Origin of the sequence: Micromonospora sp. LOL_024 (assembly GCF_048060415.1) — a bacterium.
In the GTDB taxonomy this organism is placed as follows: Bacteria; Actinomycetota; Actinomycetes; order Mycobacteriales; family Micromonosporaceae; genus Micromonospora.
In genome coordinates this window covers 27,092-49,794 of sequence record NZ_JBHMIS010000031.1, presented here as the reverse complement: position 1 = coordinate 49,794, position 22,703 = coordinate 27,092, and the positions used below count along the sequence as shown (strand labels likewise).

Annotated in this window: 19 protein-coding genes and 7 pseudogenes; 12 read left to right on the top strand and 14 right to left on the bottom strand. The window is 68.0% G+C overall.

Features of this window, described 5'->3' with window-relative positions; all coding sequences use genetic code 11:
• Positions 1-312 precede the first annotated feature (312 nt).
• The 3 genes from ACFHWY_RS23440 to ACFHWY_RS23430 form a co-directional block, all read right to left on the bottom strand.
• Positions 313-894, bottom strand: coding sequence for an RICIN domain-containing protein (locus tag ACFHWY_RS23440; RefSeq protein ID WP_416582402.1), 582 nt, complete (start codon positions 892-894; stop codon positions 313-315).
• Positions 895-1,436: 542 nt separating this feature from the next.
• Positions 1,437-2,003, bottom strand: coding sequence for an RICIN domain-containing protein (locus ACFHWY_RS23435; RefSeq protein ID WP_416582401.1), 567 nt, complete (start codon positions 2,001-2,003; stop codon positions 1,437-1,439).
• Positions 2,004-2,150: 147 nt separating this feature from the next.
• Positions 2,151-2,315 (bottom strand): hypothetical protein, encoded by a 165-nt coding sequence (locus tag ACFHWY_RS23430; RefSeq protein WP_416582403.1) that lies wholly within the window; start codon positions 2,313-2,315, stop codon positions 2,151-2,153.
• Here ACFHWY_RS23430 and ACFHWY_RS23425 point away from each other — a divergent pair.
• Together ACFHWY_RS23425 and ACFHWY_RS23420 are read left to right on the top strand one after the other, a co-directional pair.
• Positions 2,268-2,414, top strand: a pseudogene (locus tag ACFHWY_RS23425) (transposase); the annotation flags it as partial. The gene ACFHWY_RS23430 and the pseudogene ACFHWY_RS23425 overlap by 48 nt on opposite strands.
• Positions 2,415-2,553: 139 nt before the next feature.
• Entirely contained in the window at positions 2,554-3,207 is a 654-nt protein-coding gene (locus tag ACFHWY_RS23420) for a hypothetical protein (protein ID WP_416582400.1), read from the top strand.
• Between the two features lie 92 nt (positions 3,208-3,299).
• Here the strand turns inward: ACFHWY_RS23420 and ACFHWY_RS23415 are convergent, their stop codons facing one another.
• The gene (locus tag ACFHWY_RS23415; RefSeq protein WP_416582399.1) at positions 3,300-4,562 is read right to left on the bottom strand and encodes a serpin family protein; all 1,263 of its coding nucleotides are present in this window, start codon (positions 4,560-4,562) and stop codon (positions 3,300-3,302) included.
• A gap of 789 nt (positions 4,563-5,351) precedes the next feature.
• Between ACFHWY_RS23415 and ACFHWY_RS23410 the strand changes: the two genes are divergently transcribed.
• On the top strand, positions 5,352-6,044 hold the full coding sequence (locus tag ACFHWY_RS23410) for a trypsin-like serine peptidase (protein ID WP_416582398.1): 693 nt from the start codon (positions 5,352-5,354) through the stop codon (positions 6,042-6,044).
• Between the two features lie 100 nt (positions 6,045-6,144).
• Here the strand turns inward: ACFHWY_RS23410 and ACFHWY_RS23405 are convergent.
• From ACFHWY_RS23405 to ACFHWY_RS23390, 4 genes and pseudogenes are all read right to left on the bottom strand, one after another.
• Positions 6,145-6,231: pseudogene (locus ACFHWY_RS23405) on the bottom strand (IS5/IS1182 family transposase); the annotation flags it as partial.
• Between the two features lie 801 nt (positions 6,232-7,032).
• Positions 7,033-7,927, bottom strand: a pseudogene (locus ACFHWY_RS23400) (serine hydrolase); the annotation flags it as partial.
• A pseudogene (locus tag ACFHWY_RS23395) lies at positions 7,924-8,855 on the bottom strand (LysR family transcriptional regulator). The pseudogenes ACFHWY_RS23395 and ACFHWY_RS23400, both read right to left, overlap by 4 nt.
• A gap of 175 nt (positions 8,856-9,030) precedes the next feature.
• A complete protein-coding gene (locus ACFHWY_RS23390; RefSeq protein ID WP_416582397.1) occupies positions 9,031-9,441 on the bottom strand; it encodes a RidA family protein in 411 nt (136 codons plus the stop codon).
• Positions 9,442-9,519: 78 nt separating this feature from the next.
• On the opposite strand from ACFHWY_RS23390, the gene ACFHWY_RS23385 reads away from it, so the two are divergent.
• The 3 genes from ACFHWY_RS23385 (at position 9,520) to ACFHWY_RS23375 (ending at position 11,208) form a co-directional block, all read left to right on the top strand.
• Entirely contained in the window at positions 9,520-9,897 is a 378-nt protein-coding gene (locus ACFHWY_RS23385) for a winged helix-turn-helix transcriptional regulator (RefSeq protein ID WP_416582396.1), read from the top strand.
• Positions 9,898-10,105: 208 nt separating this feature from the next.
• Positions 10,106-10,603, top strand: coding sequence for a hypothetical protein (locus tag ACFHWY_RS23380; RefSeq protein ID WP_416582395.1), 498 nt, complete (start codon positions 10,106-10,108; stop codon positions 10,601-10,603).
• Between the two features lie 2 nt (positions 10,604-10,605).
• Complete coding sequence (locus ACFHWY_RS23375; RefSeq protein WP_416582394.1) at positions 10,606-11,208, top strand: nucleotidyl transferase AbiEii/AbiGii toxin family protein; 603 nt, start codon at positions 10,606-10,608, stop codon at positions 11,206-11,208.
• A gap of 304 nt (positions 11,209-11,512) precedes the next feature.
• Here ACFHWY_RS23375 and ACFHWY_RS23370 read toward each other — a convergent pair whose 3' ends face one another.
• On the bottom strand, positions 11,513-12,100 hold the full coding sequence (locus tag ACFHWY_RS23370) for a TetR/AcrR family transcriptional regulator (RefSeq protein WP_416582393.1): 588 nt from the start codon (positions 12,098-12,100) through the stop codon (positions 11,513-11,515).
• Positions 12,101-12,245: 145 nt separating this feature from the next.
• Between ACFHWY_RS23370 and ACFHWY_RS23365 the strand changes: the two genes are divergently transcribed.
• From ACFHWY_RS23365 to ACFHWY_RS23350, 4 genes and pseudogenes are all read left to right on the top strand, one after another.
• On the top strand, positions 12,246-13,265 hold the full coding sequence (locus tag ACFHWY_RS23365) for an aldo/keto reductase (protein ID WP_416582392.1): 1,020 nt from the start codon (positions 12,246-12,248) through the stop codon (positions 13,263-13,265).
• A gap of 150 nt (positions 13,266-13,415) precedes the next feature.
• The gene (locus tag ACFHWY_RS23360; protein ID WP_416582391.1) at positions 13,416-13,796 is read left to right on the top strand and encodes a TOTE conflict system archaeo-eukaryotic primase domain-containing protein; all 381 of its coding nucleotides are present in this window, start codon (positions 13,416-13,418) and stop codon (positions 13,794-13,796) included.
• Positions 13,793-14,290 (top strand): annotated as a pseudogene (locus tag ACFHWY_RS23355) (IS3 family transposase); the annotation flags it as partial. The gene ACFHWY_RS23360 and the pseudogene ACFHWY_RS23355, both read left to right, overlap by 4 nt.
• A 25-nt stretch (positions 14,291-14,315) precedes the next feature.
• Positions 14,316-14,576, top strand: a pseudogene (locus ACFHWY_RS23350) (divalent metal cation transporter); the annotation flags it as partial.
• Between the two features lie 150 nt (positions 14,577-14,726).
• On the opposite strand, the gene ACFHWY_RS23345 reads toward ACFHWY_RS23350, so the two are convergent.
• Positions 14,727-17,834 (bottom strand): amino acid adenylation domain-containing protein, encoded by a 3,108-nt coding sequence (locus ACFHWY_RS23345; protein WP_416582390.1) that lies wholly within the window; start codon positions 17,832-17,834, stop codon positions 14,727-14,729.
• Positions 17,835-18,091: 257 nt separating this feature from the next.
• Here ACFHWY_RS23345 and ACFHWY_RS23340 point away from each other — a divergent pair.
• Positions 18,092-18,277: pseudogene (locus ACFHWY_RS23340) on the top strand (LysR substrate-binding domain-containing protein); the annotation flags it as partial.
• 92 nt (positions 18,278-18,369) lie between these two features.
• Positions 18,370-18,525 (top strand): hypothetical protein, encoded by a 156-nt coding sequence (locus tag ACFHWY_RS23335; RefSeq protein WP_416582389.1) that lies wholly within the window; start codon positions 18,370-18,372, stop codon positions 18,523-18,525.
• A gap of 42 nt (positions 18,526-18,567) precedes the next feature.
• Here ACFHWY_RS23335 and ACFHWY_RS23330 read toward each other — a convergent pair whose 3' ends face one another.
• From ACFHWY_RS23330 to ACFHWY_RS23315, 4 genes are read right to left on the bottom strand one after another with little or no spacing between them, the layout of a single operon-like run.
• On the bottom strand, positions 18,568-19,713 hold the full coding sequence (locus ACFHWY_RS23330) for an acyl-CoA dehydrogenase family protein (protein WP_416582388.1): 1,146 nt from the start codon (positions 19,711-19,713) through the stop codon (positions 18,568-18,570).
• Positions 19,710-20,879, bottom strand: a complete 1,170-nt coding sequence (locus ACFHWY_RS23325) for an MFS transporter (protein WP_416582387.1) — start codon at positions 20,877-20,879, stop codon at positions 19,710-19,712. Before ACFHWY_RS23325 ends, ACFHWY_RS23330 begins: the two co-directional genes overlap by 4 nt.
• Positions 20,876-21,592, bottom strand: coding sequence for a class I SAM-dependent methyltransferase (locus ACFHWY_RS23320; RefSeq protein WP_416582386.1), 717 nt, complete (start codon positions 21,590-21,592; stop codon positions 20,876-20,878). Before ACFHWY_RS23320 ends, ACFHWY_RS23325 begins: the two co-directional genes overlap by 4 nt.
• Complete coding sequence (locus ACFHWY_RS23315; RefSeq protein ID WP_416582385.1) at positions 21,589-22,623, bottom strand: mandelate racemase/muconate lactonizing enzyme family protein; 1,035 nt, start codon at positions 22,621-22,623, stop codon at positions 21,589-21,591. The genes ACFHWY_RS23320 and ACFHWY_RS23315 overlap by 4 nt, the downstream gene beginning before the upstream one ends.
• Between the last annotated feature and the right edge of the window lie 80 nt (positions 22,624-22,703).

Here is a 22,703-nt window from a genome sequence, read left to right as displayed (position 1 = left end):
AACATCGCCAAGACCACCCGGGCCATCCGTGACGAACCCCGACGAGCGCTTCCTATCCTGGGCATCACCAACACCCCGGACACTCACGGAACTTGATCGGGCCCTGTCCCCCGGTGGCGACGCTGCCATCGCGACCTGTTGCCGTGACCGCGCAACTGGACGCGCCTCTGCTGACCGCTCATGACCTGGCAGACGCTTGCGCTGTTTCCGCATAGCTGGGTGTGGCCAGGCTAGGCACGTCTCAAGTGTGTCGCTGCTTGTGGCGACCGCTGTCAACAGATGCGGATTGATTCAGCACTGAGGCGGATTTGATCAGAAGAATTTCCAGGTTTGGTTCGGAGCGATAGGATTGGCACACGGGAACTGGGCGGCCAACGCACCGTTGGCGGTACTTGCCCCCGAGATCCCCAGACACATCCCGCTATTGCGGTTCTGGAGTCGGAACCACGTGCTGTCGATCCACAGAACTTTCCAGTCCTGATTGGAGCCGGAGCCAGGATTCGCGATGATCGCCGACGCTCCGGAGGCGGTGCTACCACCGTTGATTCCCATGTTCTTTGCCGGGTTTGCGGAGTAGTTTTGCAGGCTGATGTAGCTGCCATCGTTGACGATGATCCACCGCTGTTCGCCGATGCCACTATCGGGCTGCTGGACGACCTTTGTCCCGTTAGCCCAGCTGCCACCTTGCGGCTGCGCCAGCTTGCCGGACTTCTGGTTCGCCAGCCGGAAAGGGGCGGCAGCGGCGGCAACCGCATCAATAGTCGAAGGCGTCACGCTGGCCTGCCAGTCAGCGTCGCCGGGTGCTGCGTAGGCGGAGACTGGCATGGTTACGGTCACTGTGGTTGCTGCGGCCATGGCCGCAGCAACCAAATTCTTACTAATCCTGATGCGCATTACGCTTCCTCCCGTGTGGTGATGAATGCGAATTACGTCAGACGCTCGTGGCATTACCACCCCCATAGACCTTGGCGTCTGTGCATGTACGCGATGCGGCTTGCGATAGCCGGGCTCCTTGATGGAGGATCAACGAAGTTTAACGGGGGTTGAGTAGGCCCTGGCAAAGTCGTGACGGTGTCCGACTTGGGTAGGCTGGAGTAGAAGCACCATTGTTGATGACAGCGAGACGGGCATGACTGGTTCGAAAGATCACCAAGGTTCCTGCGCCGTGTCGATCGCCGAAGTGAGCCATGCCCGCCCTACCACCATCGCTGATCTCGTAGCCCTCGTCTGCATCGAGTCTGAGCGTGTACGAAGCCGCTACGGGGCGCTGGGAGCGCTGACAGACTTCGATGTCCGGCATCGGCGTCAGGACCGCCGCCCGCATTCCGCTCGAAGTGGTCGACGACGCTGCGCTCGGCATCAAGGTCACGAGCACCTTAGCCCGGCCCGGCCAAACAGTGCGAGTCTGTTCGGCCGGACCGGATTAGCGGGCTTAGCTAAAAGTTGGTGATTGACCACTGCTGGTTGGGCGCGTTGGCGCAGGCGTAGATGGCGGCCCTCGCGCCGGCGGCTGTGCTAGCGCCGTCGATTCCCAGGCACATCGAGGTGTTCTTGCGGTTCTTGAGGTAAAAGTACGTGTCATCGACCGCAGACATGAGCCAGTCTTGGTCAAAGCTGGAGGAGCCGTTGACGATCACCGCGGACGTGTTGGAGGCGGTGCTGGCGCCCGAGGTTCCCATGTTCCGGTTTACGCCGTAGTTCCAGAAGGTGACGTAGCCAGAGTCGTTGATAAGTTCCCAACCTTGGAGAGCGTTGGGGCTGGCGTTCTGCTGGCGGACGATGGCGTTGTTGGCTGTACTGCTGGCCTGCAGGTACTTGGAGGACTTCCTGTTCTTCACCGCAAAGGGTGCCGCGGCCAGCGACTTCGACTGGGACAAGACCACCGAGATTGGTACCGGGGTCCTGTCATCGGTCGCTGCGTGTGCGGCTGCCGGGCTGACGGTAACCGCCAGCGCCGCGGTCACAGCCGCCGCAACTGCCGCCTTGATTGCTCTGTTACGCATAGTTACTCCTCCCCGTGTCCACTCAGTTGCCCTGAGTGATGCCTTGACCGCGACATTGCCAGACCGATTGCGCCCGCGCAATAGAGGTCGGCAAATGTTGCGTTGATGATCAAGCCCAGTTCGACTTGAATGTTGAATATCTGCACGTCACCAGACGTCGAGCGCGACGTTGATCGACAGCTTGGGTGCCACAGCGTAGACCCTTCCCGGTGGCGGCAGGTCCTGGCCGGAGTGTGCGATGCGTTCGCGGGACGGTTCGGGCGGATCGAGAACGCCCAGGTTGGCGTGTTCCTGGCCTACGCGAGCAGACACGGCCACACCCTGATCGACCGCCGGGTCTACCTACCGAAGTCCTGGACCGACGATCGCCAGCGGTGTGAGCAGGCCGGCGTCCCGGACGGCGTCGCGTTCGCCACCCGATCCGAGCTGGCTGACGATATGACCACCGCCGCTGTTGAAGCCCTGGCCCGGCCCGATGGGTCGCCGCGGACGAGGCCTACGGCGACAACAGTCGGCTGCGGGGGTGCACTGCGCGAACTCTGCCTCGGCCATGTCCTGGCGGCCTCCTGCGATCATCTCGTACCGATCGACGGCGGGAAGACCCGCTGCCGCGCCGACCGTCTGGCCACCGACCTGGCCCGCCACCGCGTCGACCCGGCGCAGTGCCGGTGACGGGTCGAAAGGACCACGGTTCTACGACTGGGCCTGGCTCGCCGACGTCGACGGTGACCCCGACGACGAGGGCCGGCACACTCTGCTGATCCGCCGCAACACCACCACCGGTGAGCTTGCCTTCTACCGCTGCTGGACACCCGGGCCGGCCGCCCTCATCCAACTCGTGCGGGTAGCGGGAGTTCGCTGGATCGTGGAGGAATCGTTCCAGGCCGCAAACGGCCAGGTCGGGCTCGACCAGCACCAAGTCCGCCGCTGGACGTCATGGCACCGGTTCACCACCCTCGCTCCGGCCGCCCTCGCCGTCCTCGCGATCTGCGCCGCCGACACCCGAACAGCCCACCGACACCCTCAACCCGACATGATCGAGCTGACCGTCAACGAGATCCGCCGTCCGATCAACGTCCTACTGATCCGGCCGGCCCGCAGCATCGCCTACCGTTTGCGCTGGTCAAACTGGCGACGCCGACACCAGACACGAGCCAAACGAGCCCACTACACCCGCCGCCTCAACCTCGAACTCCAACCATGATCACGAATGGCGGGGCTGTGAACAGCGCCGTAACCTGATCATGCTGCTGGCCGCCGGCTACCACGGCGACAGCTCACCCTGACGTCATGCCGTTAGGTTCGTGGGTCGGTGACGGCGCCGAGGAAGAGGATAGCTCCGGTCTGCTGGTCGGAAATGGTGAAGGCGAAGGGCCGGTCGATGCGGAACACAGGCTGGTCCAGTGCCGAGACGGCCATAGTCCCACCGGTGACGGCGGCAGCCTCGGTGCCGTTCTCGTCCACCCTGAGGTAGGTTTTGTGAACAACCTTCTCCAGCGACGGCGCCAGCGGGGACATCGCTCGCAAGTCGGCGCTGCCCGGCGTGAACGCGGTGGACATGCCGAGCCGCCGGAGCGGGTCGTTCAGCTCGCCCTTCCACCGTAGTTCGAAGCGGGGCAGGGCGAGTTCGTTGATGGTCTGCTCGGTGAGGCTGTCCACGGCGGCGCGCCACCGACCGGCGTCGAGCGAGCCGAGCATGTCGGTAAGGGTGTTCCCGTCGTCGGGCAGCAGCACCTCCATGCCGTACCGACCGTGCTTGCCGTAGGGCAGGCGCAGCATCCGGTACCCGTCGCGCTGGGTGTAGCCGAACGCCTGTCCACTCAGGTGCATCGTTGCCACGTCGATTTCGCTGCCGTCCGGAAGGGTGAACGGCTGCGGCCGGGTGTCGGCGCGGTCGAACTTCGTCTTCCATTCGCCAAGGAAGTAGACGGCGTTGAGCAGAACGAGGACCACGTCCGGGTCGGGCAGCCCCAGATCGGTTGCGATGTCATAGATTCGCCCGTCGGTGTTTTCTTCGGCCCAGGCGTCGATCGTGTCGGCCACCTTCGATGAGCTGAGATCGCCCTGCTCCACAGTGGCACCGAAGGTGCGACGCACGAACGTCAGGTAGTCCTCCTCGAACGGCTTGCCCTGGTCGGCCCAGAGCGCGCTGGCAACCGAGAGTGTGACCTGGTCGGTGTCGGCCAGCGTCCGGAGCAGCGCGCCGACTCTCACGTCGCGCCGGCCATCGAGGTGCAGCGTCTTGGCCATCTCAGTGGCCGTGTCGCCGTCCGCGCTGGCGAGGGCCATCGCCAGCAGCACCGCCACGGAGATCGGCGAAGTGATGGCGTTCTGCCTGCCGTCCGCCAACTCGCCGAGCAAATCGAACCCGAAGGCGTTGACCGCCTCACCCACCGCCCGCGCGTCGTCGGGATTGAGGTTGGCCACCAGGTCTGCATCGATGCGTGCCGCATCGCCCGGTGGCATCGGGCGGCTACAACCAGCCAGCAGGATCGCGCCAGCGAGCAGGACCGCGCTGAACCGGGCGGGCAGGCTCGTGGCTAGGTGCGATAGGGACATGAACACAGCCTCCGCTCATCACTATGTCGCTGGTTCGACGCACGTTGGTAGCCGATTGGTTCCGGCCCGCGGTCCAGTTCCGGACACGCGAGCACCGCCAGAGGCATTCGTTGGAATCGTTCGCGGAGCAGAACCTTGACCTGACGTGACCCTACACAGCTCGCCGGAGCGCCCGGCAGCACGGATCGCTACGACCGCAGATACATGTTCGTGATCATTGTCACAGTTCATCTGCTCCCATTGATGGACGTCAGTCATGAGTGGTGAGGTTGGACGTGCCGAATGATCAGTGACCACGGGGGGCGGTAGGGCAGCGTCCCGCTCGCTGCGTTCGCATGGACCTATGATCGGAGAGTCATGCCCCTGCCACTCGACCGACAGTCGAAAAGACGCTGGATCCTTCCCGTCCTGGCAACAGCCGCCCTGATGGCCGGCACCCTACTAGTTCCCTCGACGGCTGTCGCCGCACCGGAGGAGCCAGCCGAACTGGCAGTCAGCTCGCGACCCCTCGGGAAAACTCCCCAGCAACTCCGCGAGTTCTGGACGTCTGAGCGTCTCGAGCAGGCGGCTAGGAATCCCGCCGACGCTCTCAGCACCCGAAGGAATTGGCCGGCGGACGCTGAGAGAAGGGCCCCGCAGACGCAAGAGAAAACACCGCTGACGGCTTCGGCTCCCGCGGTGCCGCCCGAATCGTTCACCACATCCCAGTCATCCCCGCCGTTCTCGACGCAGGCCACGGTCAGTATCTCCCAAGTTGCCCCCTACCCAATGACATACCCTCACTCGGCGGTGGGCAGCCTGTTCTTCTCGAACCAGGCGGGGACGGTGTGGAGCCATTGCGGCGCGACCTCCATCGCCTCCACCCACGGTAACGCCGTGTGGACGGCGGCGCACTGCCTCCACTCAGGATCGGGCGGCAATGCGGGATGGTTCTCTAACCACATCTTCATCCCGGGATACACGGCTGGAATGGACCCGTATGGCTGGTGGTTCGGCGTTAGCCTCATTGCCCCCAACAGCTTCATTAATGGCGGCGACATTCACAACGACATGGGAGCCCTGATTGTGGTTCCTGAGTCGGGAACGAACAACCTTCAGACGGCCGTGGGGTCTTGGGGCTACAGGTTCGACGGATCAACTTCGTTTACGAACGCCCGCTCCTACGGATACCCCGCCAACGGATACAACAGGCCCAACTCAGACTTTAACGACGGCGAGTACATGATGTACTGCGAGGGAAGCATCCTTGACGCTTCCCCTTTAAATCCCTTGGACAACCGCGTCAAGATGGACTGTGACATGGGCCAGGGGTCAAGCGGTGGACCCATGGCGATCGGCGTCGGGTCGACCGATATCCGGATCATCGGCTCGAACAGTCATCGCGATGTCGACAACAATGGTAACCTTATCAACAACTGGCTGTACTCCTCTAACCACGGCGGTACGGCGGCCAGCATAATCAACGCCGTAAACAACGGCTAGCCCTGCTGCCTTGCGGGGCCCGTCGACATCACCGGCGGGCCCCGCGACCCTCTTCGGACGCTGCGGCATCCGGAGTCATCATTGATCGATTTTCATCATGTTAGCGATTCGCCTCAAAGTGGTGTAGGACGAGGATTGCCTGCACGCCCGTGGTGGCGCGTCGTCGGCAGCAGCGCAGCTCGGTCAAGGATCTGACTCGAAAATGGTCTTCCCGTCCGGAGGGGTGAGACCGTCAGGTTGGCATGGCGTGCGCGGTGTCGGTGGTGAGGCCCGTAGCTCGGCCAGGAGGCGACGTCGGCAGCTTTCTGCCCGCTGCGGGTTGCTGCCCAATGGTTTAATCCGAGGTCACGTACTACACAATAACGGCCATGTCCGAGGTTGCGCCACGCGTATCATGGCGTTCGGCAGCCGCGCCAAGCCGGCTGCTTCCGGATTAGGCGCTGGATGTTCATCGCACCATCGGCACTCTGAGCAGGCTAAACGCCGCACCGCAAATCTCCGGCAAGCGATCACAGCAGTACCGCCACTGCGACCTCTTATTGACCTTAAGAAACGGGAACCCGCAGGTCATCGGCCTGCGGGTTATAAAAGCACACGGTTTAGGAAACCGATGCTCTATCCCCTGAGCTACGAGGGCGCGAGGGCCCAGTCTAGCGACCTGGGGGTTCACCTGGGGTGGCAGGGAGTGGCCCACGTTCACCCACGTCACCCGGACCCCTGTTCTCCCAGCCCAGGAGCACACCCGGAGCACACGAACCCCGGGTTGCGACCGGCGGTCGGCCACGGTGACCCGCGTTGGCACCGGTTCACCCGGGTTGGCATCCGCTGGAGAGCACACATCGCGCACATCATCGGAGATCAACAGGGTTCCGCCCGGGTACCTACCGTCGGCACCGCCATGGGAGAAGGACCGAGCGCTCACACTCCGGGTCGCTCGGGGCGGGGTAATGCCAGATGGGTGTCGCGATGGGGTGCCGTGAGGGTGCAATCGCCAGCGGCCCGGGCTAGAGCGGGCGACCTGGGCCATCGCCGCCTCACTGCCGGGCTGCGCGGCGGCGGGCACCCGCGAGGCGGTGAGCGCGGCGACCGCGTACGACTGCTCGTCGGCGTGGTCCACCACCCCCATCTCGTGGCGCAGGTGCAGCAGGGTGCCGGTCTTGGACGACCAGCGGAAGGCGTCGGAGGTGAAGTCCGGGGCGAGCCGCTGCCGGTGCAGGTTTTCGCCCATCAGGGTGCGTACCCGTGCGGCAGTGGACGCCTGGATCGATGAGGGCCGCCAGAGCGCGTGCAGCAGGTCGACGAAGGCCCGGGCCGACGCGGTATTGGCCCGGGCGACATCGAGTTGGGCGACCGGGTGGCCCTGCCCGGGGGCGGCGCCACCGATGGCGAGGGAGTGGGCGAGATGGACCTCGTCTGGGCTGAGACGCTCCGCCGGCGTGTCGGCGAGGTCACCGGCCCGGTGCCGCACGGCGATCCCGTCGATGCGGAGCCGCCGCAGCTCGGCGGTGACCGCGGTCGGCGGGACGAGGTCGAACAGGGCGTCGGCGGCGACCGAGTCGCTGATGCAGGTGCTCAGGTAGAGCAGGTCGTCCACCGCGATCCGCGCGGGATGGCGGAAGCGGCTCAGCCCGGTCGGGCCCGGTGTGGTGATCCGACCAGGCACGAGGTCGACGGGCGTCGCCGGGTCCAGTTCCCCGCGCGCGACCCGTTCCAGCAAGGCGACCGCCAGCGGCACCTTCACCAGCGACGCCGACGGGTACGGGGTGTCCGCGTCGAAGCCGATCTCCGCGCCGGTGTCGAGGTTGCGGACCAGGAAGGCGCCGTACAGCCCTGTCTCGTCGAGCAGGTCCTGGGCGGTTGCGTACCACCGCGATGGCGCTCATGTCGGATCTCCGGTCGAAGGGCTGCCGGGTGGTGCCCCCTCGGTCGGCCTCGGGTGCCCGTCGCAGGCTCCCAGGCAGCGTGCGATGTCCGCGTACAGGACTGTGGTGAGCTGATCGGGCTCCTCGCGTGTGCCGGTAACGACGTCGTAGCCCCGCAGGAGCCGCAGGCCGGCGAGAGGACGCCAGTGCAGGTCGAACTCCTCGGCCTGTTGACGGGAGCAGAGCAGCAGGTCCGGAGAGCCGAGGACCGCTGCCGCGGCGGCGACCAGCGACGGCGCGACCGTCACCTGGGCCGGTGCCAGGCCAACCGCCTGGCCGGCGCGGGTCAGTGGGTCCCGAAGGTGCGCAATGTCGTCCTCGGGTTGGATCAGGATCCTCCGCCGTGCCTGCGTGCGGCTCGGCCGCTACGCAGCGTCTCCAGGAACACCGTCGGCGCGGGGAACGGGGTCCGGGTGGCCAGCCCCAGCGGGACCCGCCAGGGCGCTGTCGCCTCCGGTACCGCCACGATCCCGGCGCCGACCTCCAGGGTCCGGCAGAGCCGTTGACGCTCGGACGGGCCGGCCGGCCGTACCTCCAGGTGGATCCGCTGCCGCCGTGCCGCGACCACCAGGTCGGCGAGGCGGTGCGGCGGGCAGATCTTGGGTACGGCGACCAGTGGCGGGCGCGACCGTGCCCGCTCGGCGTCGTCGCGCATGGCGTCGGCGAGGTCGACCAGGCGCCGGGCCGACGGCAGCATGTCCTGCCCGAACGACGTCAACCGGACCGCCCGGGACGACCGGTCGAACAGCCGCGCCCCGAAGTGCTCCTCCAGGGCGGCGACACGGCGACTCGCGACCGACTGGGGAATGCCCGCCGAGGCGGCCCCGGAGGTAAAGCTGCCGTGACCGCTGACCGCGATGAAAGCCCGGCAGGCAGCGACCACATCCACCTCTCGAACCTATACCCAGAGCGCATGGACGGACGGGCACGGGCCGTGCCCAGCATCAGGCCGGAGGCGGCCTGATGCTGGGCCCGATGACACAAGGTCATGCAGGGCGTGAGACGGCGACACCGGCGCGTGGCGCGCGGACCGCTGTCTCAATCCCCCGACCGAGCAGAAGGCATTACTGCACGATTGCGGTCGCCTCCAGTTCGACGAGCACGTCGGGCTCGAAGAGGTGGTCCACTCCGATCAGTGACGCCGGCGGAAGGGGCCAGGGCAGGCCGAGCTCCTCGACGACCGATTCGATCCCGGCCATGAACGGCCCGATCTTCTCGGGTGCCCACTCGGTGACGTAGAAGGTCAACCGGACCACGTCGTCGAACGAGGCGTCGACTCCGGCGAGGGCACGGCCGGTGTTGCGCAGCGTCTGCGCGACCTGCCCGGCCAGATCGCCCGGCGCGACCGGTGAGCCATCTGCCAGTCGGGCGATCTGACCGCTGACGTGGATGTGACGTGACCCGGTTGCCACCGCCACATGATGGTAGGGCGTGTTCGGCTGAAGGCCGTCAGGGCTGATGCGGGTGACGGGCATCGCTTCTCCTTTGCGGAACCAACTAGGTTTACCATTGATACCTAGTTGACGGAGGGCACTTCAAGGAGGCCTGGTTTCATGCGCGATACCACCACCGCCCCTGCCGAGGAGATGCGTATCGACGCGCCGCACCGCGAGCTGCTCGACCAGGTGTTGGACAAGTGGTCGCTGAGCGTTCTCAACGAACTGTGCGAGCGCCCCTGCCGGTTCAACGAGCTACGCCGGGCGGTTCCGAAGGTGACGCAGAAATCGCTCACCGCGACCCTGCGCCGACTCGAGCGCAACGGGATCATCGAACGGCACGTCGTGGCGACCCGCCCGATCGCAGTGGAGTACCGGATCACCCGGCTGGGAAAGACCCTGCGCGTACCAGTCGACGCCCTCCTCGAGTGGGCCGACACCTACCTGCCGCAGATCGAACACGCCCGCAAGGCGTTCGACGCGGAAATCGACTAACGAATGCGGGCCGCACCGCCCCCGTTCCACCTCTCGGCCCGCTGCCGCCTCTGGAACCGCGAAGTGGACAGCCGGTAGGCGACCGGACCATGACGAACGCCGCCTGGGTAATCTTCAGCGGCATCTACCCCGACCATGCACACGTTGAGCCTCCGAGGATGAGCTGCGGGCGGTTGTTTCCCGGTCCGAGGCAACACGGGCGCAGGCGTTGACCGAGCGGGACGAGCAGCTGCGGGCGTTTCACGCAGCCGGGTGGCGGCCGGTGGATCTACAGCGGGTCACCGGTTACAGCCGGGAGACGATCCGTCAGGCACTACGACCGGAAGTCCGGCGGGCGACCAACATCAGCCGACGCAGGACGTCACCCCAGCCGCCGGCGGACTACCGGCCCTACGGCGACCGGAAGCCCTACGTGATCGCCGAAACCCTCGCCGCGCTGCGCGGCCCGACCGAAGGCACGGTGACGCTTCCGCGTCATCTCGACTGGTCCGGGCACGCTGAGTACGACCTGAGCCGGGCCGCACGCCTGGCCAGCATGTACAAGGTGGTGCTCACCGAAGCCAGCACGGCCGAGGACCTCAACGCCTGGCTTGATGCCGGCCTCCTCCGGCGGCTCTGGCCCGCCCTCTGGCTGCCGCCCCAGCTCCGCCAGCGCTGGGAGGAAGCCTTCCCCGAACTCGCCGCCAGCCGCAGCGACGCGGCGTAGCGGTGGACCCCTTCCACGAACGCCTCGCCCGTACCGGGCTCGCGGCGGCCGATCGATACGGCTTCGCGCTGGCCGGCGGTTACGCGGTCCAGGCAGCCGGGCTTGTCGAACGGCTCAGCGAGGACGTCGACCTGTTCACCGCCTGGGACCGCCGGCAGGAGTTCACCGCCGCAGTCACCGCCGTCCTGCACGCCTGCCGGGACGACGGCCTGACCGTCGAGACCGAGCGCCAGTACGACACCTTCGCCCGGCTGTCCGTCACCGACGGTATCCGGGTTTCCAGGGTCGAACTCGGCGTGGACTGGCGCGCCAACGAACCGATCCTCACGGCGATCGGACCGGTCCGCCACCCCGACGACGCGGTCGCGAACAAGATGAGCGCCCTCTACGGACGAGCGTTCGCCCGGGACTTCATCGACATCGACGCCACACTCCGATCCGGCCGCTACACCCGCGAAAACCTCTTCACCCTCGCCCAGCGCGCCGACCGCGGCTTCGACCCGCGCATCTTCGCCGACGCCCTCGGACAAGCCGCCCAGCTCGATCCCGACGACTTTGCCCAGTACGGCGTCACCGGCCCAGCGCTGGACGATCTCCGAAGTTGATTCGCGGAGTGGCGCCGCGATCTGCTCGACGACGAGGAAGGGTGACCCGACTCCCGACTCCCGACTCACGGCAACGTTGAGCCTGCACCCGCAGTACCCACAACGTCCCAGCTGATCTTCGGCAAGCGAGCACACACCGCGGATATCGTCGAAGATCATGTGGGGCTACCCGCTCCCCCCCGGCTGGGCGCCGCCTCCCACGGGGGATCCGGTCAGGTCGCGATCAGCCGCGCGTGGCCGTGTCGGTCGCCGGGTCCCCGCCCGTGGCGTTGCCGCGCGCCCCGACGACGTGGGTTTGGCGTCACTAGCGGACGCGAAGTCCGGTGACGAGGAGGTCGACCAGGCGGCGTGCGTCGTAACGGGGATCGCTGCCCGCGCCGATGCAGAGATTACCGACGCCACGCAGCAGCGCGTAGGCGTCCATGTCGGGGCGGATCTCGTCGGCGGCGACGGCGGCGTCGAGTAGACGGTCGCAGACCGGGACGAGCCGGTCGATGAAATAGGCGTGCAAAGTCTGGAAGGCGGCGGCGTCGGACTGTAGCGCTGCGGCGAGACCGTGCTTGGTGGCCAGGAAATCGACGAACAGGTCGATCCACTGTGCCAGGGCGGCGTGCGGTGTGTCGCTGTCGGCCAGTAGGGCCGGTCCCGCCTCGGCGCACGCCTCGATCTGGTGCCGGTAGACGGCGACGATGAGGTCCGCCCGGGTGGGGAAGTGGCGGTAGATCGTGCCCACGCCGACGCCCGCCCTGACGGCGATGTCCCGCACGGGCACGTCGACGCCGGAGGTGACGAACGCCGCGGCGGCAGCGTCGAGCAGGGTCCTCTCGTTGCGCCGGGCGTCGGCCCGCTTGCGCGGGACCGGTCGCTCGGAGCCACTGTCGATGGCTGCCATGTCGCGTTACCTCCGTCACCCCGATTGGCATCCGGAACATCGTTCCGTATGGTGGTTAGCGGAACAGCGCTCCGCTTTGTCAGCGTACTGACCGGACGGGCTGCCACCAAATCGTGTACCGCCGAACGTCTGAAGGAGAACAGTCATGCAGTACCGCACGTTGGGTCGCACCGGAGTGCAGGTCAGCACACTCGTACTCGGCGCGATGAACTTCGGCAGGATCGGCAACACCACCCAGGAGGACGCCGCCGCGATCGTCAACGCCGCGCTCGATGCGGGGATCAACCTCATCGACACCGCCGACGCCTACAGCGGCGGCCAGTCCGAGGAGATGGTCGGCAAGGCCATCGCCGGCCGCCGCGACGACGTCGTCCTGGCCACCAAGGCGACCCTGCCGATGGGCGACGAGCGCAACCAGCGGGGCGGCTCGCGCCGCTGGCTGGTCACCGCGCTGGAGAACAGCCTGCGCCGCCTCGGCGTCGACCACATCGACCTCTACCAGATGCACCGGTGGGATCCGACGACCAGCGACGATGAGACGCTGTCGGCGCTGACGGACCTGCGGCGCGCGGGAAAGATTCGCTACTTCGGCTCCTCGACCTTCCCGGCCTACCGCATCGTGCAGGCGCAGTGGGCCGCCCGCGAGGGACGTCTCAGCCGTTACGTGACCGAGCAGCCGAACTACTCGATCCTGCAGCGTGGCATCGAGACCCACGTGCTGCCCGCGACACAGGAGTACGACATGGGCGTGCTCGCCTGGAGCCCGCTGGCGTCGGGCTGGCTGTCCGGCGCGATCCGCGCCGGCCGGCAAATCAGCACGAACCGCGCGGGCTTCATGCCGCAGCGCTACGACATCAGCATCCCCGCCAACCGCGCCAAGCTCGACGCCGTCGAACAGCTCGCCACCGTCGCCGACGAGGCTGGCCTGAGCATGATCCAACTCGCGCTCGGCTTCGTCACCGCACACCCCGGCGTGACCAGCGCCATCATCGGTCCTCGCACGATGGACCACCTCCACTCGCAGCTCGCCGCGGCGGACACGGTGCTCTCGGCCGACGTGCTGGAAGCGATCGACGCGATCGTGGCTCCCGGCGTCGACCTCGCCGCCCACGAGAAGAACGACACCCCGCCCCCTCTGCTCGAGCCGGCGCTGCGCCGCCGCTGATCACTCGGCACATCGGTGACCGGGCGGCAGACGGACGTGCGCCAGCGCGTCCGTCTGCCGCCCGGCCCACCGCACAGCCAGGTCTTGCCAGGCTCACGCGCAAGGACGAACGGACCCATGCCAAGCAAGCCCTCGCCCAGCTTCGGGCTCATGACCGCTGTTGAGCCGCCGGGGCTGGTCACCATGGCCTCGCCGACCCGGGACAAACTGGCGCTGTTCGCCGACCGGTTCCGGGCCCGAGCCGACGTGTACGCCGGGCGGTGGGACAACGCCCGTACCGGCGCTGCCGGATGGATGCCCGCGGTCGCCGGCGCTCCACGCGCCCTGTCGTCCGGTCTCCACAGAACCCGGGGCGGTTCATGGGTGAAGAAGGCCGAGACCGACGCCGGACAGCGGCCGGGCACGACCAGCAGCGACGCCGAACGCCTCGCCGCGTTGGAACGGAAAGTGCGTGAGCTGCGGCGGGCCAACCAGATCCTGAAGTCCGCGGCGAGTTTCTTCGCGGCGGAGCTGGACCGTCCGTCGCGGTGAGGGTCGACTTCGTCGACTCTCAGAAGGCCGAACACGGTGTCCAGCCGGTCCTGCGGGCGCTCGAAGACACGCCGGCACAGATCGCACCGTCGACCTACTACGCCGCCAAGACCCGCCCGGCCAGCGCCCGGTCGCGGCGTGATGAGGAGCTGACCGCGATGATCGAGCAGGTCCACGCGGCCAACTACGGCGTCTACGGCGCCCGCAAGATCTGGCACGAGCTGCACCGCCAAGGGGTGCCGGTGGCCCGGTGCACCGTCGAGCGGCTGATGCGTGAGTCCGGGCTGCGCGGGCTGCTGCGCGACAGGTCACCGCGCACGACCCGGCCGGCGGCCGAGACCGGCCGCCCCGGTGACCTGGTCAGACGTGACTTCACCGCGACCCGGCCGAACCAGTTGTGGGTCGCCGACCTGACCTACGTGCGTACCAGCGTGGGCTGGGTGTACGCCGCGTTCGTGCTCGACGTGTACTCCCGCATGATCGTCGGGTGGCAGGCATCGACGTCTTTCTACACCGACCTCGCTGCGCCGAGCGGTGACGCTGGCGCCCGCCATGGTGATCCTGGCCGTCGGGATCGACCCGATGACGGCTCTCGTCTGGTCCCAGATCGTGTTGTCGTTCGGTATCCCGTTCGCCCTGGTGCCGTTGGTGATGCTCACTCGGGACCGGTCGCTGATGGGCTCGATGACGAACCGGCCGGCGACCACGGCCGCTGCGGTTCTGGTTGCGACGTTGGTCATCGGCCTGAACCTCTTCATGGTGGCGCAGACGATCATCTGACCGAACGCCGGGGATCCGCCCGGTACGCCGCATGCCACTCTCCATGGTCACGGCTCCGCCGAACACGCGGGCTGTGCCGGAATGCCCAGTCCTGCGGGACCTGCCGCTCAGTCCCACCTTCGTGGAGCGACCACCGAGATCCGCAACCGTCTACGCTACGGGCGAGGCCACCGCCCGCAGCGCCTCCGGGTCGGCTTTGCCGTTGGCCGTGACCGGCAGCGTGTCGACCACCGCCCACAGGGCTGGCACCGCGTACCCGGGAAACCGCTGCGACACCCACCCCCGCAGGTCTTCGACGAGCCCTGCTGCGGCATCCGCCACTACGCCGGCGAGTAGCCGACGCGACGCCGCGTCGTCGCCGACGCTGAGCACGATCGCGTCGCGTACCGCCGGGTGCTCGCGGAGGTGAGCGGTCACCGCGTCGAGCTCGATACGGTGACCGCTCACCTTGACCTGGCGGTCACGACGGCCGAGGAAGCGCAGCCGGCCGTCGTCGTCCCACCGGGCCAGGTCACCGGTGCGGTAGAGCGGTTCGCCGGTGTCGGGTGCGCGGTGCCCGAACACGGCCGCGGTCTCGGCGGGCAGGCCGAGGTAGCCGGCGGCGATGCCCCGCCCGCCGGTGTAGAGCTCGCCGATGCCGCCCGGTGGCACGAGCTGCTGGTCCTCGTCGAGGACCACGACGCTGGTGCCCGGCAGTGGGGTGCCGATCGGCATCGAGTGAACGACCTGGCAGGCGTCACCGACGGTGAAGGACGTGGTGAAGGTGGTGTTCTCGGTCGGGCCGTACCCGTTGGAAATCCGCAGCGTGGGCCAGCGGGTCAGCAGCGCCCGTACCTGCTCCGGCGGGACCACGTCGCCCCCGGTCAGGAGGTGCCGCACCCCCGCGAAGGCATCGGGCCGATGATCGGCCAGAAGCCGGAACAGGCCCGCGGTCAGGAAGAGAACGCTGATCCGACGGGAGTTGATGAAGTCGGCGAGTGCCGACGGCGAGACCGGGCCGTCGGGGAACACGTCCACCACGCCACCGGCGACGAGCGGAGCGAAGATCTCGAGAGTCGACGCGTCGAACCCCAGTGGCGCCAGCCGCAGGAAGTGCTCGCCGCGATTCACCCACAGGTAGTCGGTCTCGTGGACGAGGCGTACGACGCCACGGCAGGGCACCATGACCCCCTTTGGCCGGGCGGTGGATCCTGAAGTGAACGCGACATAGGCGATACGCTCGGAGTCGGGCGGTGCCGCCGCGACGCTCGCCGCGACCGTGCCGGGCACCCAACCGGCGATCGGCACACAGCCGGCTGCGAACGAGGCCAGACGTACGGCCGACCCACCAGTCCCGATGACCGCCACCGGGGTCGCCTGCGCGAACATGTCGCGCAGGTGCGGTTCGGGGGCGGTCGGGTCGACGCCGATGTAGCTGGCCCCCTGACGGATGATCGCGAGCACCGCGATGATCTCGGCGGCGCTGCGCGGCAGGGCGACGGCAACCCGGTCGCCGACGCCGACGCCGGCCTCGGCGAGACCTGCGGCGTGTGTGGTTACCGCGTCGAGCAGTTGGGCGTAGCTCAGCTCGGCGTCCGCGGCCCGCACCGCCAACGCGTCGCCCAACCTGGCGCACTGCGCTTCGACGAGTTGCCACGGACCTGCTGCGGTGCTGCCCGATGGGCCGTGGCGGTGCCGGTCGAGCCACCGGCGCTGGAACGCCGACATGCCACGGACGTGCCGCAGCGGGCGCTGCGCGTACCGCCCCAGGTCGATGAGTGTCTGCTCGAACGCCTCGGCCAGGCCGGCGGCCTGCACCGAAGTCAACGCCGACGGCTTGTATTCCAGCGCTAGCCGGGGTGCGTTGCCCCAGTGCTGCACGAACAGCGTCGCATCGAAAAAGGTTCCGCCGCAGTGTCCTTCGTGGAGAGTGAAGGTCACCGGCCCGGCGGTGAGTGTCTCGGGCACCAGCTCGTCGTGGGCCGCGAAGAAGTAGTTGGGAAAGGGAAGGCTGTCGAAGGCCGGGGTCCGGCCGACATGCTCGGCCAGCATGCCGAACGGCACGTCGGCGGCGGCGACGGCCTCGGCCATGCGGGTGGCCATGGCCCGCACGGTGATGGCCGGGCTGACCCGCCCGTCGAGGGTCGCCCTGACGTTCACCACCTGGGTGTACATGGCGACGGCGTCCTGCAGGTCGGCGGCCGGGCGGCCGGAGACGGCCATGACGAGCATGAAGTCGTCGACCCCGCCGCGCCGGCCCAGGACCAGGGACCACGCCGTCAGCAGCACCGCGGTCCGGGTCACACCCGTGGCGGTGGCCAGCTGCTCCGTCGCGTCGCGGGCGGCCCCACTCAGGCCGAAGCGCAGGCGCACGCCACGGGTGTCGGGAGCGGCGGGAGGGACCCGGTCGCTCGGCAGTTCCAGCACCTGACCGACGTCGACCAGCTGAACGGCTCGGGCCGCGGCCAGCTCCCGGAGACGGCCCGACTCCCGCAGGCGTACGTCGCGGGCCAGCGCGGCCTCGATCGGGGCACCCTGCTCGGCACCGTGACCACCACCGGCGTACGACGCGGCGAGTTCTCGCCACAGTTTGCCGACCGCCCAGCCGTCCATAACGACGTGGTGGAACAGCACGGACAGCAGGTCACCGCGGCCTGCGACCCGAGTCCAGAAGAACACCACCGGCGGCTGGTCGAACGGATCGAGAAGTTCGACGCTGGCGCTGGCGATCTGTCGCTGGACCACGGTCACCGGATCGTCGCCCTCGGCGGGTGTGTACCGCTCGACCATTAGGCGTGGCCGCCACTCGCGGAGCACCCGACGACGGAAAGAGTCGCCGTCTCGGACGAACACGCTCCGCAGCGACTGGTGTCGTCGGGTGAGCCCGGCGAGCGTCGCCGTGAGCGTCGCCTCGTCGAGTTCGCGGTCGGCCGCCGCGGTGAAGAGCAGGTGGTTGATCGTGCCACCCAGGTGGTCGTCCATCTCGAGCAGTTCGAGGTGGCCGGGCAGTGGGGTACACATTCCCGGTTCCGCCGGGACGGCCGGCGCGGGCGTGCTCGGCACCGCCTCTTCGACGACACGCGCGAACGGCGACCCGTCGAGCAGGGTGGCGAGGTCGACGGTCAGGCCCAGCTCACGTTCTGCCAGCGCCACCAGCTCGGCGGCCTTGAGCGAGGTACCGCCCAGGTCCACAAACGATGCGGTCTTCTCCCGGCCGGTAACGGCCTCGGCGGTGCACCCCAGCAGCTTGGCAGTCAGCTCCGACCAGTCACCGGTCATGGCCCGACTATACGCATGTGTTGCCTGTGCACGGAACATACAAAGCCCACATACGACAGTCTTCAGTCGGGCGGCGGCCTCGTCACATTCCTGCGGTCAGACCCGCGCCTCGGCGACGAGTTGATCGCCGGCCTCGTTCTCTACACCGACACCTCCACGCTGCCGTCCAGCGACAAGCTCCGCGCTCTACCGGTCAGCGCCGGGTGGCAGACGTCCCTCCGCCAACAGCCTGAACTCGCGCCTCTGCTCAGTCGGACCTCGCCCGGCAGACGGTACGCCGGGAACCGCTGGTCGCCGTCGTCGGTCCTCGGCACCCGCTTGCCGGGCACTCGACCGCGGCCCTGAGCGACCTGCGGATCGGCCCGCTCAACCTGCCGCCCGACCATCTGACACCCGGCTACCGCGCCGCCGTGCTCGCCGCCTGTGCCCGCGCCGGCGTACCGTTCGACGCTCGGGACTGCCAGCAACTTGGCTGGCGCCGGCTGGGCATCGCCGAGGACACCGGTTTTTCGCTGGTACCCGGTCGCTTGCCGCGTTGCCCACGGTCGACGGCGTCGTCCTCACCCTCACCGACGACCTCCCGGCGTCGGACCTGGAGCTGGTCTGGCGACGCGATTCACTGCCGCCGGCCGCTGCGGTCGTCATCGACGTCACTGCCCAACTCGCACAACAGCGCGGCTGGGCGGGGTAGCCGTCCGGCGTCCCGGCCCTTCCAGTACCGGGTGGCCTTTGATCAGCTGTATGCGGTAGTCGATGGAAGCTGACCGTTCAGGACAAACGCCCCGAGTTCGCTAGCCTTGTAGACGGCGGGATCGTGCAGGGTCAACGTGCGGGCGTCGCGCCAGAAGCGGTCCAGGCCTGTCGCGCGGGTCGTGGCGCGGGCGCCGGTGAACTCGAAGATTCGGTTCGTCGCCTCGGTCGCGAGCCGGGTCGAGACGACCTTCGCGGCGGAGATCGTCAGCGCCGCCCGACCGCGCTCGTCTGTGGTGAGCGCGGCTCCCGCGGCATCCGCCTGCGCCAGCGCGCTGGTGGCGTCGTCCGCCAGCAGCCGTGCCGCCCGCAGTGACGCGGTCAGTTCGCCGTATCCAGCGCGGATGTGCGGATCGTCGGCGGCGCGGTCCAGCCCGCTCGCCGGCCAGGGGCGGGAGTGTTCGCGGGTGTACCGGGCCGCCTCGTCGATGGCCCCTTCGGTGAGGCCGACGATGACCTGCGTGAGCACCGCCTGGAATGCCAGTGCGACCAGTGACAGCCGGAGCCCGCCTGGGCTGGTTTCGCTCTCGTCGGCTGGGAAGATGCTCAGCACGTCGTCCTCGTCGACCGCCACGTCTTCGAATGTGATGCTTCCGCTCGCCGTGAGGCGCTGTCCGAGGTTGTCCCAGTCCGGTGGGTGAGCGACGCCTGCGGCGTCGCCGTGCATGACGACGACGAGTCGTGCGGTGCGGTCCGCACGGATCGCGCTGACGAGCAGACGGTCTGCGATCGCGCAGCCGGTGGCGAAAGTTCCCCGGCCGTGGACGGTCAGATGCTCGGTTGCCGTGATGGTGTCGCGCGGGTTGCTGACGGCGCCGACGAACGCTCCGGCGGCGGCGTCTTCGCGCAGCGCGCATGCCAGCTCACGATTGTCGTAGAGACCGGCTCGCCACAGATGTAGGTAGTGGTAGCCGAGCAGGTGTCCTATCGACGGGTCGGCGGAGGCCACGAGCCGGGTGACGGCGTGCGTGGTCCGGTGGTCGTCGGGGTCGACGGCGAGTAGGCCGCTGTCGCGCAGCAGGGCGATCTCGGCGTGCGGTGGCTGGTTGGCCTGGTCCCGCGTGACGGCGTCCTCACGGAGCCGTCCGGCGACGGTACGCGCGGCGACGAGCGCTTCGGCCTGGTTCATGAGGCACCTGCCGTTTCGGGGACCGGACGGCGGAGGGATCGAGCGACGAGCAACACGACTGCGGGCAGTAGCAGGCACTGAGCGGCGACGGCCAGCCAGAATCCGGACAGTTGTCCGGTGGACTCGAACAGGTGGTAAAGGCCGCCACCAGCGAGACCGCTGAGGAACGCGCCGATGCCTTCGGCGAGGCGCTGCTGCCCGAAGACGACCGTTGCCGACCGGTTCGTTCGATCGAGTCCTTCGAGTACGTTTTTCAGGAACAGCACCGAGTTGCCCGTGCCGATGGCGAGGACCCCGGCGGCGATCGCGATCTCGTTCCCACCGGTGAACGCGGTCGTACCGGCGGCCAGACCGCCGAATCCGAGAGCCATCGCGTACGTGTAACGCATTCTCTCGACCAGTTTCGAGATCAGTGGCTGCACCACGACGAGGATCAGCGAGTACGCCATCATCGCCGACCCAAAGAACACGGTCGGCACGCGGCCCTCGGCATACGGCGAGAGGTACTGGTAGAAGTGCATGTGGAGGTAGAGGGTCAGGGTGGTCACCACGAACGGCAGCGCCGCCAGGCCGTGCAACGCCCGCCGCAGCGGCTCGACCACCGCGACGTTCTCGCGCCGGTCGGGGGGCAGCAGGGCGTGCCCGATCGTCATCGTCACGTGCAGCACCGTGGCGACGAGGAACATCACGCCCGGGTCGTGGATGAACAACGCTCCCACCACCGGTCCCAGTGCGATCCCGACGTTCCCGGTGGCGTAGCTGGCAGAGACCAGCTGTGCCCGTTCCTGGGGCGCGGCACCGAGGATCGTGTATCCCCGGACCGCCGGCGAGTAGACCGAGGAGGACGCCGCCCGCAGGAACAACGCGGCGATCGTCAACGCCGGCCACATCCCTCCGGCGAGGAAGCCCAGCGAGCCGAGCGTCTGCAGCACCATGGCGAGCACCAGGGACCGCTGCAGTCCGAACCGCTCGGCGAGAGCCGCCCCCGGCAGCCCGCCGGCGAACTGGACCAGCGTCGCGCACCCGAGGATGATCCCTACGGAGTCCATGCCCAAATCCATGCGATGGCGGAGCAGGACCGCCAGGTACGGATACACCGAGAAGTTGATCAGGTTGACGAGGAGCCCGCTGCCGAGCAGCGCCATCCGGGTTCCGGTATACGTCACGCCTTCGTTCCCCGGACGATCAGGCGGGTCGCCGTGCCGTCGTAAGGGTCGCCGTCGAAGTTACCGAAGCACTCTGTCCTCTCGAAACCGGCTTGCGTGACCATCACCCGCAGCTCGGCCGCGCTGTAGACCCAGCAGGTGAGGGAGGTGTGCTGGGCGGTGTCGCCGCGTATGAGTGTCCAGTCGGTCCGGTACCGGGTCCAGTCGTCGAGGACCGTGTCGCGCATGACGACCATGCCGCCCGGCACCTCGACGATTTTCGGTGGCCCGACCCAGGAGGCGTAGATCTCCTTGCTCAGCAGGTCAACGATCAACTGACCGCCGGGTACGAGCGAGAGATACGCGTTGCGCAGGATCTGGAGGTTGTCGTCGTGGGATTCGCAGTAGCCGAACGACGTGTACATGTTCATCACCACGTCGAATGCGCCCGGCACGGCGTAGTCCCGCACGTCCGCGCAGACATACGAAGCCTCACCGGATGCTCGGGCGAGCAGCTCGGGATGGATGTCCACGCCGGTTACCTGACAACCCCGGCGGGCCAGTGGCGCGGCGAAGAATCCGGCCCCGCAGCACTGGTCGAGCACCCGGGCACCCGCTGGGAACGCCAGTAGCGGTGATGCGGCCACGAGGTCGCTGGCCTGCCGCGCCCGCTCAGGCGTGAAGAGCACGTCCGAGAAGCCGGACCAGAGTCGCAGGTCCTCGTACCAGTTCACCGCGGGCTCACCTTCACGTCGCGGGCAGGCACGACCCCCAGGCCCGGGGCATCGCCCAGCACGATCCGCCCGTGGTCGAGAGCGAGGCCGAGAAACGGCGGTTGCTTCAGGTAGAAGTGGCCGTCGAGGTCGATGTGATCGGCCAGCGGCGCCAGCTGCGCGGCCTGGCTGATGCCGAGTTCCGACTCGCACTGGCAGCTGATCATGATGCCCAGCCTGGAACGCTGGCCGGCCTCCATCACTTGCCGCGCACTGCGGATCCCGCCCGCCTTGCACAGCTTCACGACGATCCCGTCCGCGTACAGGCTGGCGGCCAGCACGCTCGCGACGTCGGTGCATCCCTCGTCGAGGAAGACCGGCAACCGTTGCGACACCTCCCGGTATCGGTGGTAGTCGTCGCACGCGGAAACGGGGAACGGCTGCTCGATCAACTGAATGCCGAGCCGACGCAGATGCGGGGTGAGCGCGCGGGCGGTCTGGAAGTCCCAGGCGCCGTTGGCGTCGACGCGTACCGGCAGCGTGGTCACCGCCCGGATCGCTTCGAGGGCATCGAGGTCGCCAGGTCCGCCGACCTTCACCTTGAACGCGCCTACCGCTGGTGCTCTGCGGACCGCGTCCACCGTCTCCTCGGGGTCGGTCATCGAGAGCGTGTACACGGTCGGCCCAAGGGTCCGCGGCGCGCCGGCCAGCTTCCAGGTTGGCGCACCGGCGGCCTTGCCGATCCAATCGTGCACCGCCCCGTCGAGCGCCATCCGCGCTCCCGCCGGCGCATTCCACCGGGCGATGCGGTCGAGCGCGGCGTCCGGATCACCGAGGTCACGGCCGAGGACTACCGCACCCTCCGCGTCGAGGGCTGCCACGACGTCGTCGGCGGTGACGCCGTCGTACTCGCTGGGTGTGCCTTCGCCGTAGGCGGTGATGCCGTCGTGGGTCAGCGTCACCATGCAGGTGCCGACAGAGTCGATCCTCCTGCGTGAGCTGCGCACCACCTCGCTGAGCCACAGCGTCTCGCGCCGGATGGACAGTTCCATGGGCAGCCCTCCCGATCGTGCGGTGTGCCGGAACCAGAGCGGGCCCGGCAGCGACTGTCAGAAGCAAGGACATCAACAGT

Bases quoted from the DNA above. Each gene is read 5' to 3' on its own strand.
- ACFHWY_RS23440 (WP_416582402.1), bottom strand. From the start codon at position 894: ATGCGCATCAGGATTAGTAAGAATTTGGTTGCTGCGGCCATGGCCGCA.
- ACFHWY_RS23435 (WP_416582401.1), bottom strand. From the start codon at position 2,003: ATGCGTAACAGAGCAATCAAGGCGGCAGTTGCGGCGGCTGTGACCGCG.
- ACFHWY_RS23420 (WP_416582400.1), top strand. From the start codon at position 2,554: ATGTCCTGGCGGCCTCCTGCGATCATCTCGTACCGATCGACGGCGGGA.
- ACFHWY_RS23415 (WP_416582399.1), bottom strand. From the start codon at position 4,562: ATGTCCCTATCGCACCTAGCCACGAGCCTGCCCGCCCGGTTCAGCGCG.
- ACFHWY_RS23390 (WP_416582397.1), bottom strand. From the start codon at position 9,441: ATGCCCGTCACCCGCATCAGCCCTGACGGCCTTCAGCCGAACACGCCC.
- ACFHWY_RS23385 (WP_416582396.1), top strand. From the start codon at position 9,520: ATGCGCGATACCACCACCGCCCCTGCCGAGGAGATGCGTATCGACGCG.
- ACFHWY_RS23370 (WP_416582393.1), bottom strand. From the start codon at position 12,100: ATGGCAGCCATCGACAGTGGCTCCGAGCGACCGGTCCCGCGCAAGCGG.
- ACFHWY_RS23365 (WP_416582392.1), top strand. From the start codon at position 12,246: ATGCAGTACCGCACGTTGGGTCGCACCGGAGTGCAGGTCAGCACACTC.
- ACFHWY_RS23360 (WP_416582391.1), top strand. From the start codon at position 13,416: ATGACCGCTGTTGAGCCGCCGGGGCTGGTCACCATGGCCTCGCCGACC.
- ACFHWY_RS23345 (WP_416582390.1), bottom strand. From the start codon at position 17,834: ATGACCGGTGACTGGTCGGAGCTGACTGCCAAGCTGCTGGGGTGCACC.
- ACFHWY_RS23330 (WP_416582388.1), bottom strand. From the start codon at position 19,713: ATGAACCAGGCCGAAGCGCTCGTCGCCGCGCGTACCGTCGCCGGACGG.
- ACFHWY_RS23315 (WP_416582385.1), bottom strand. From the start codon at position 22,623: ATGGAACTGTCCATCCGGCGCGAGACGCTGTGGCTCAGCGAGGTGGTG.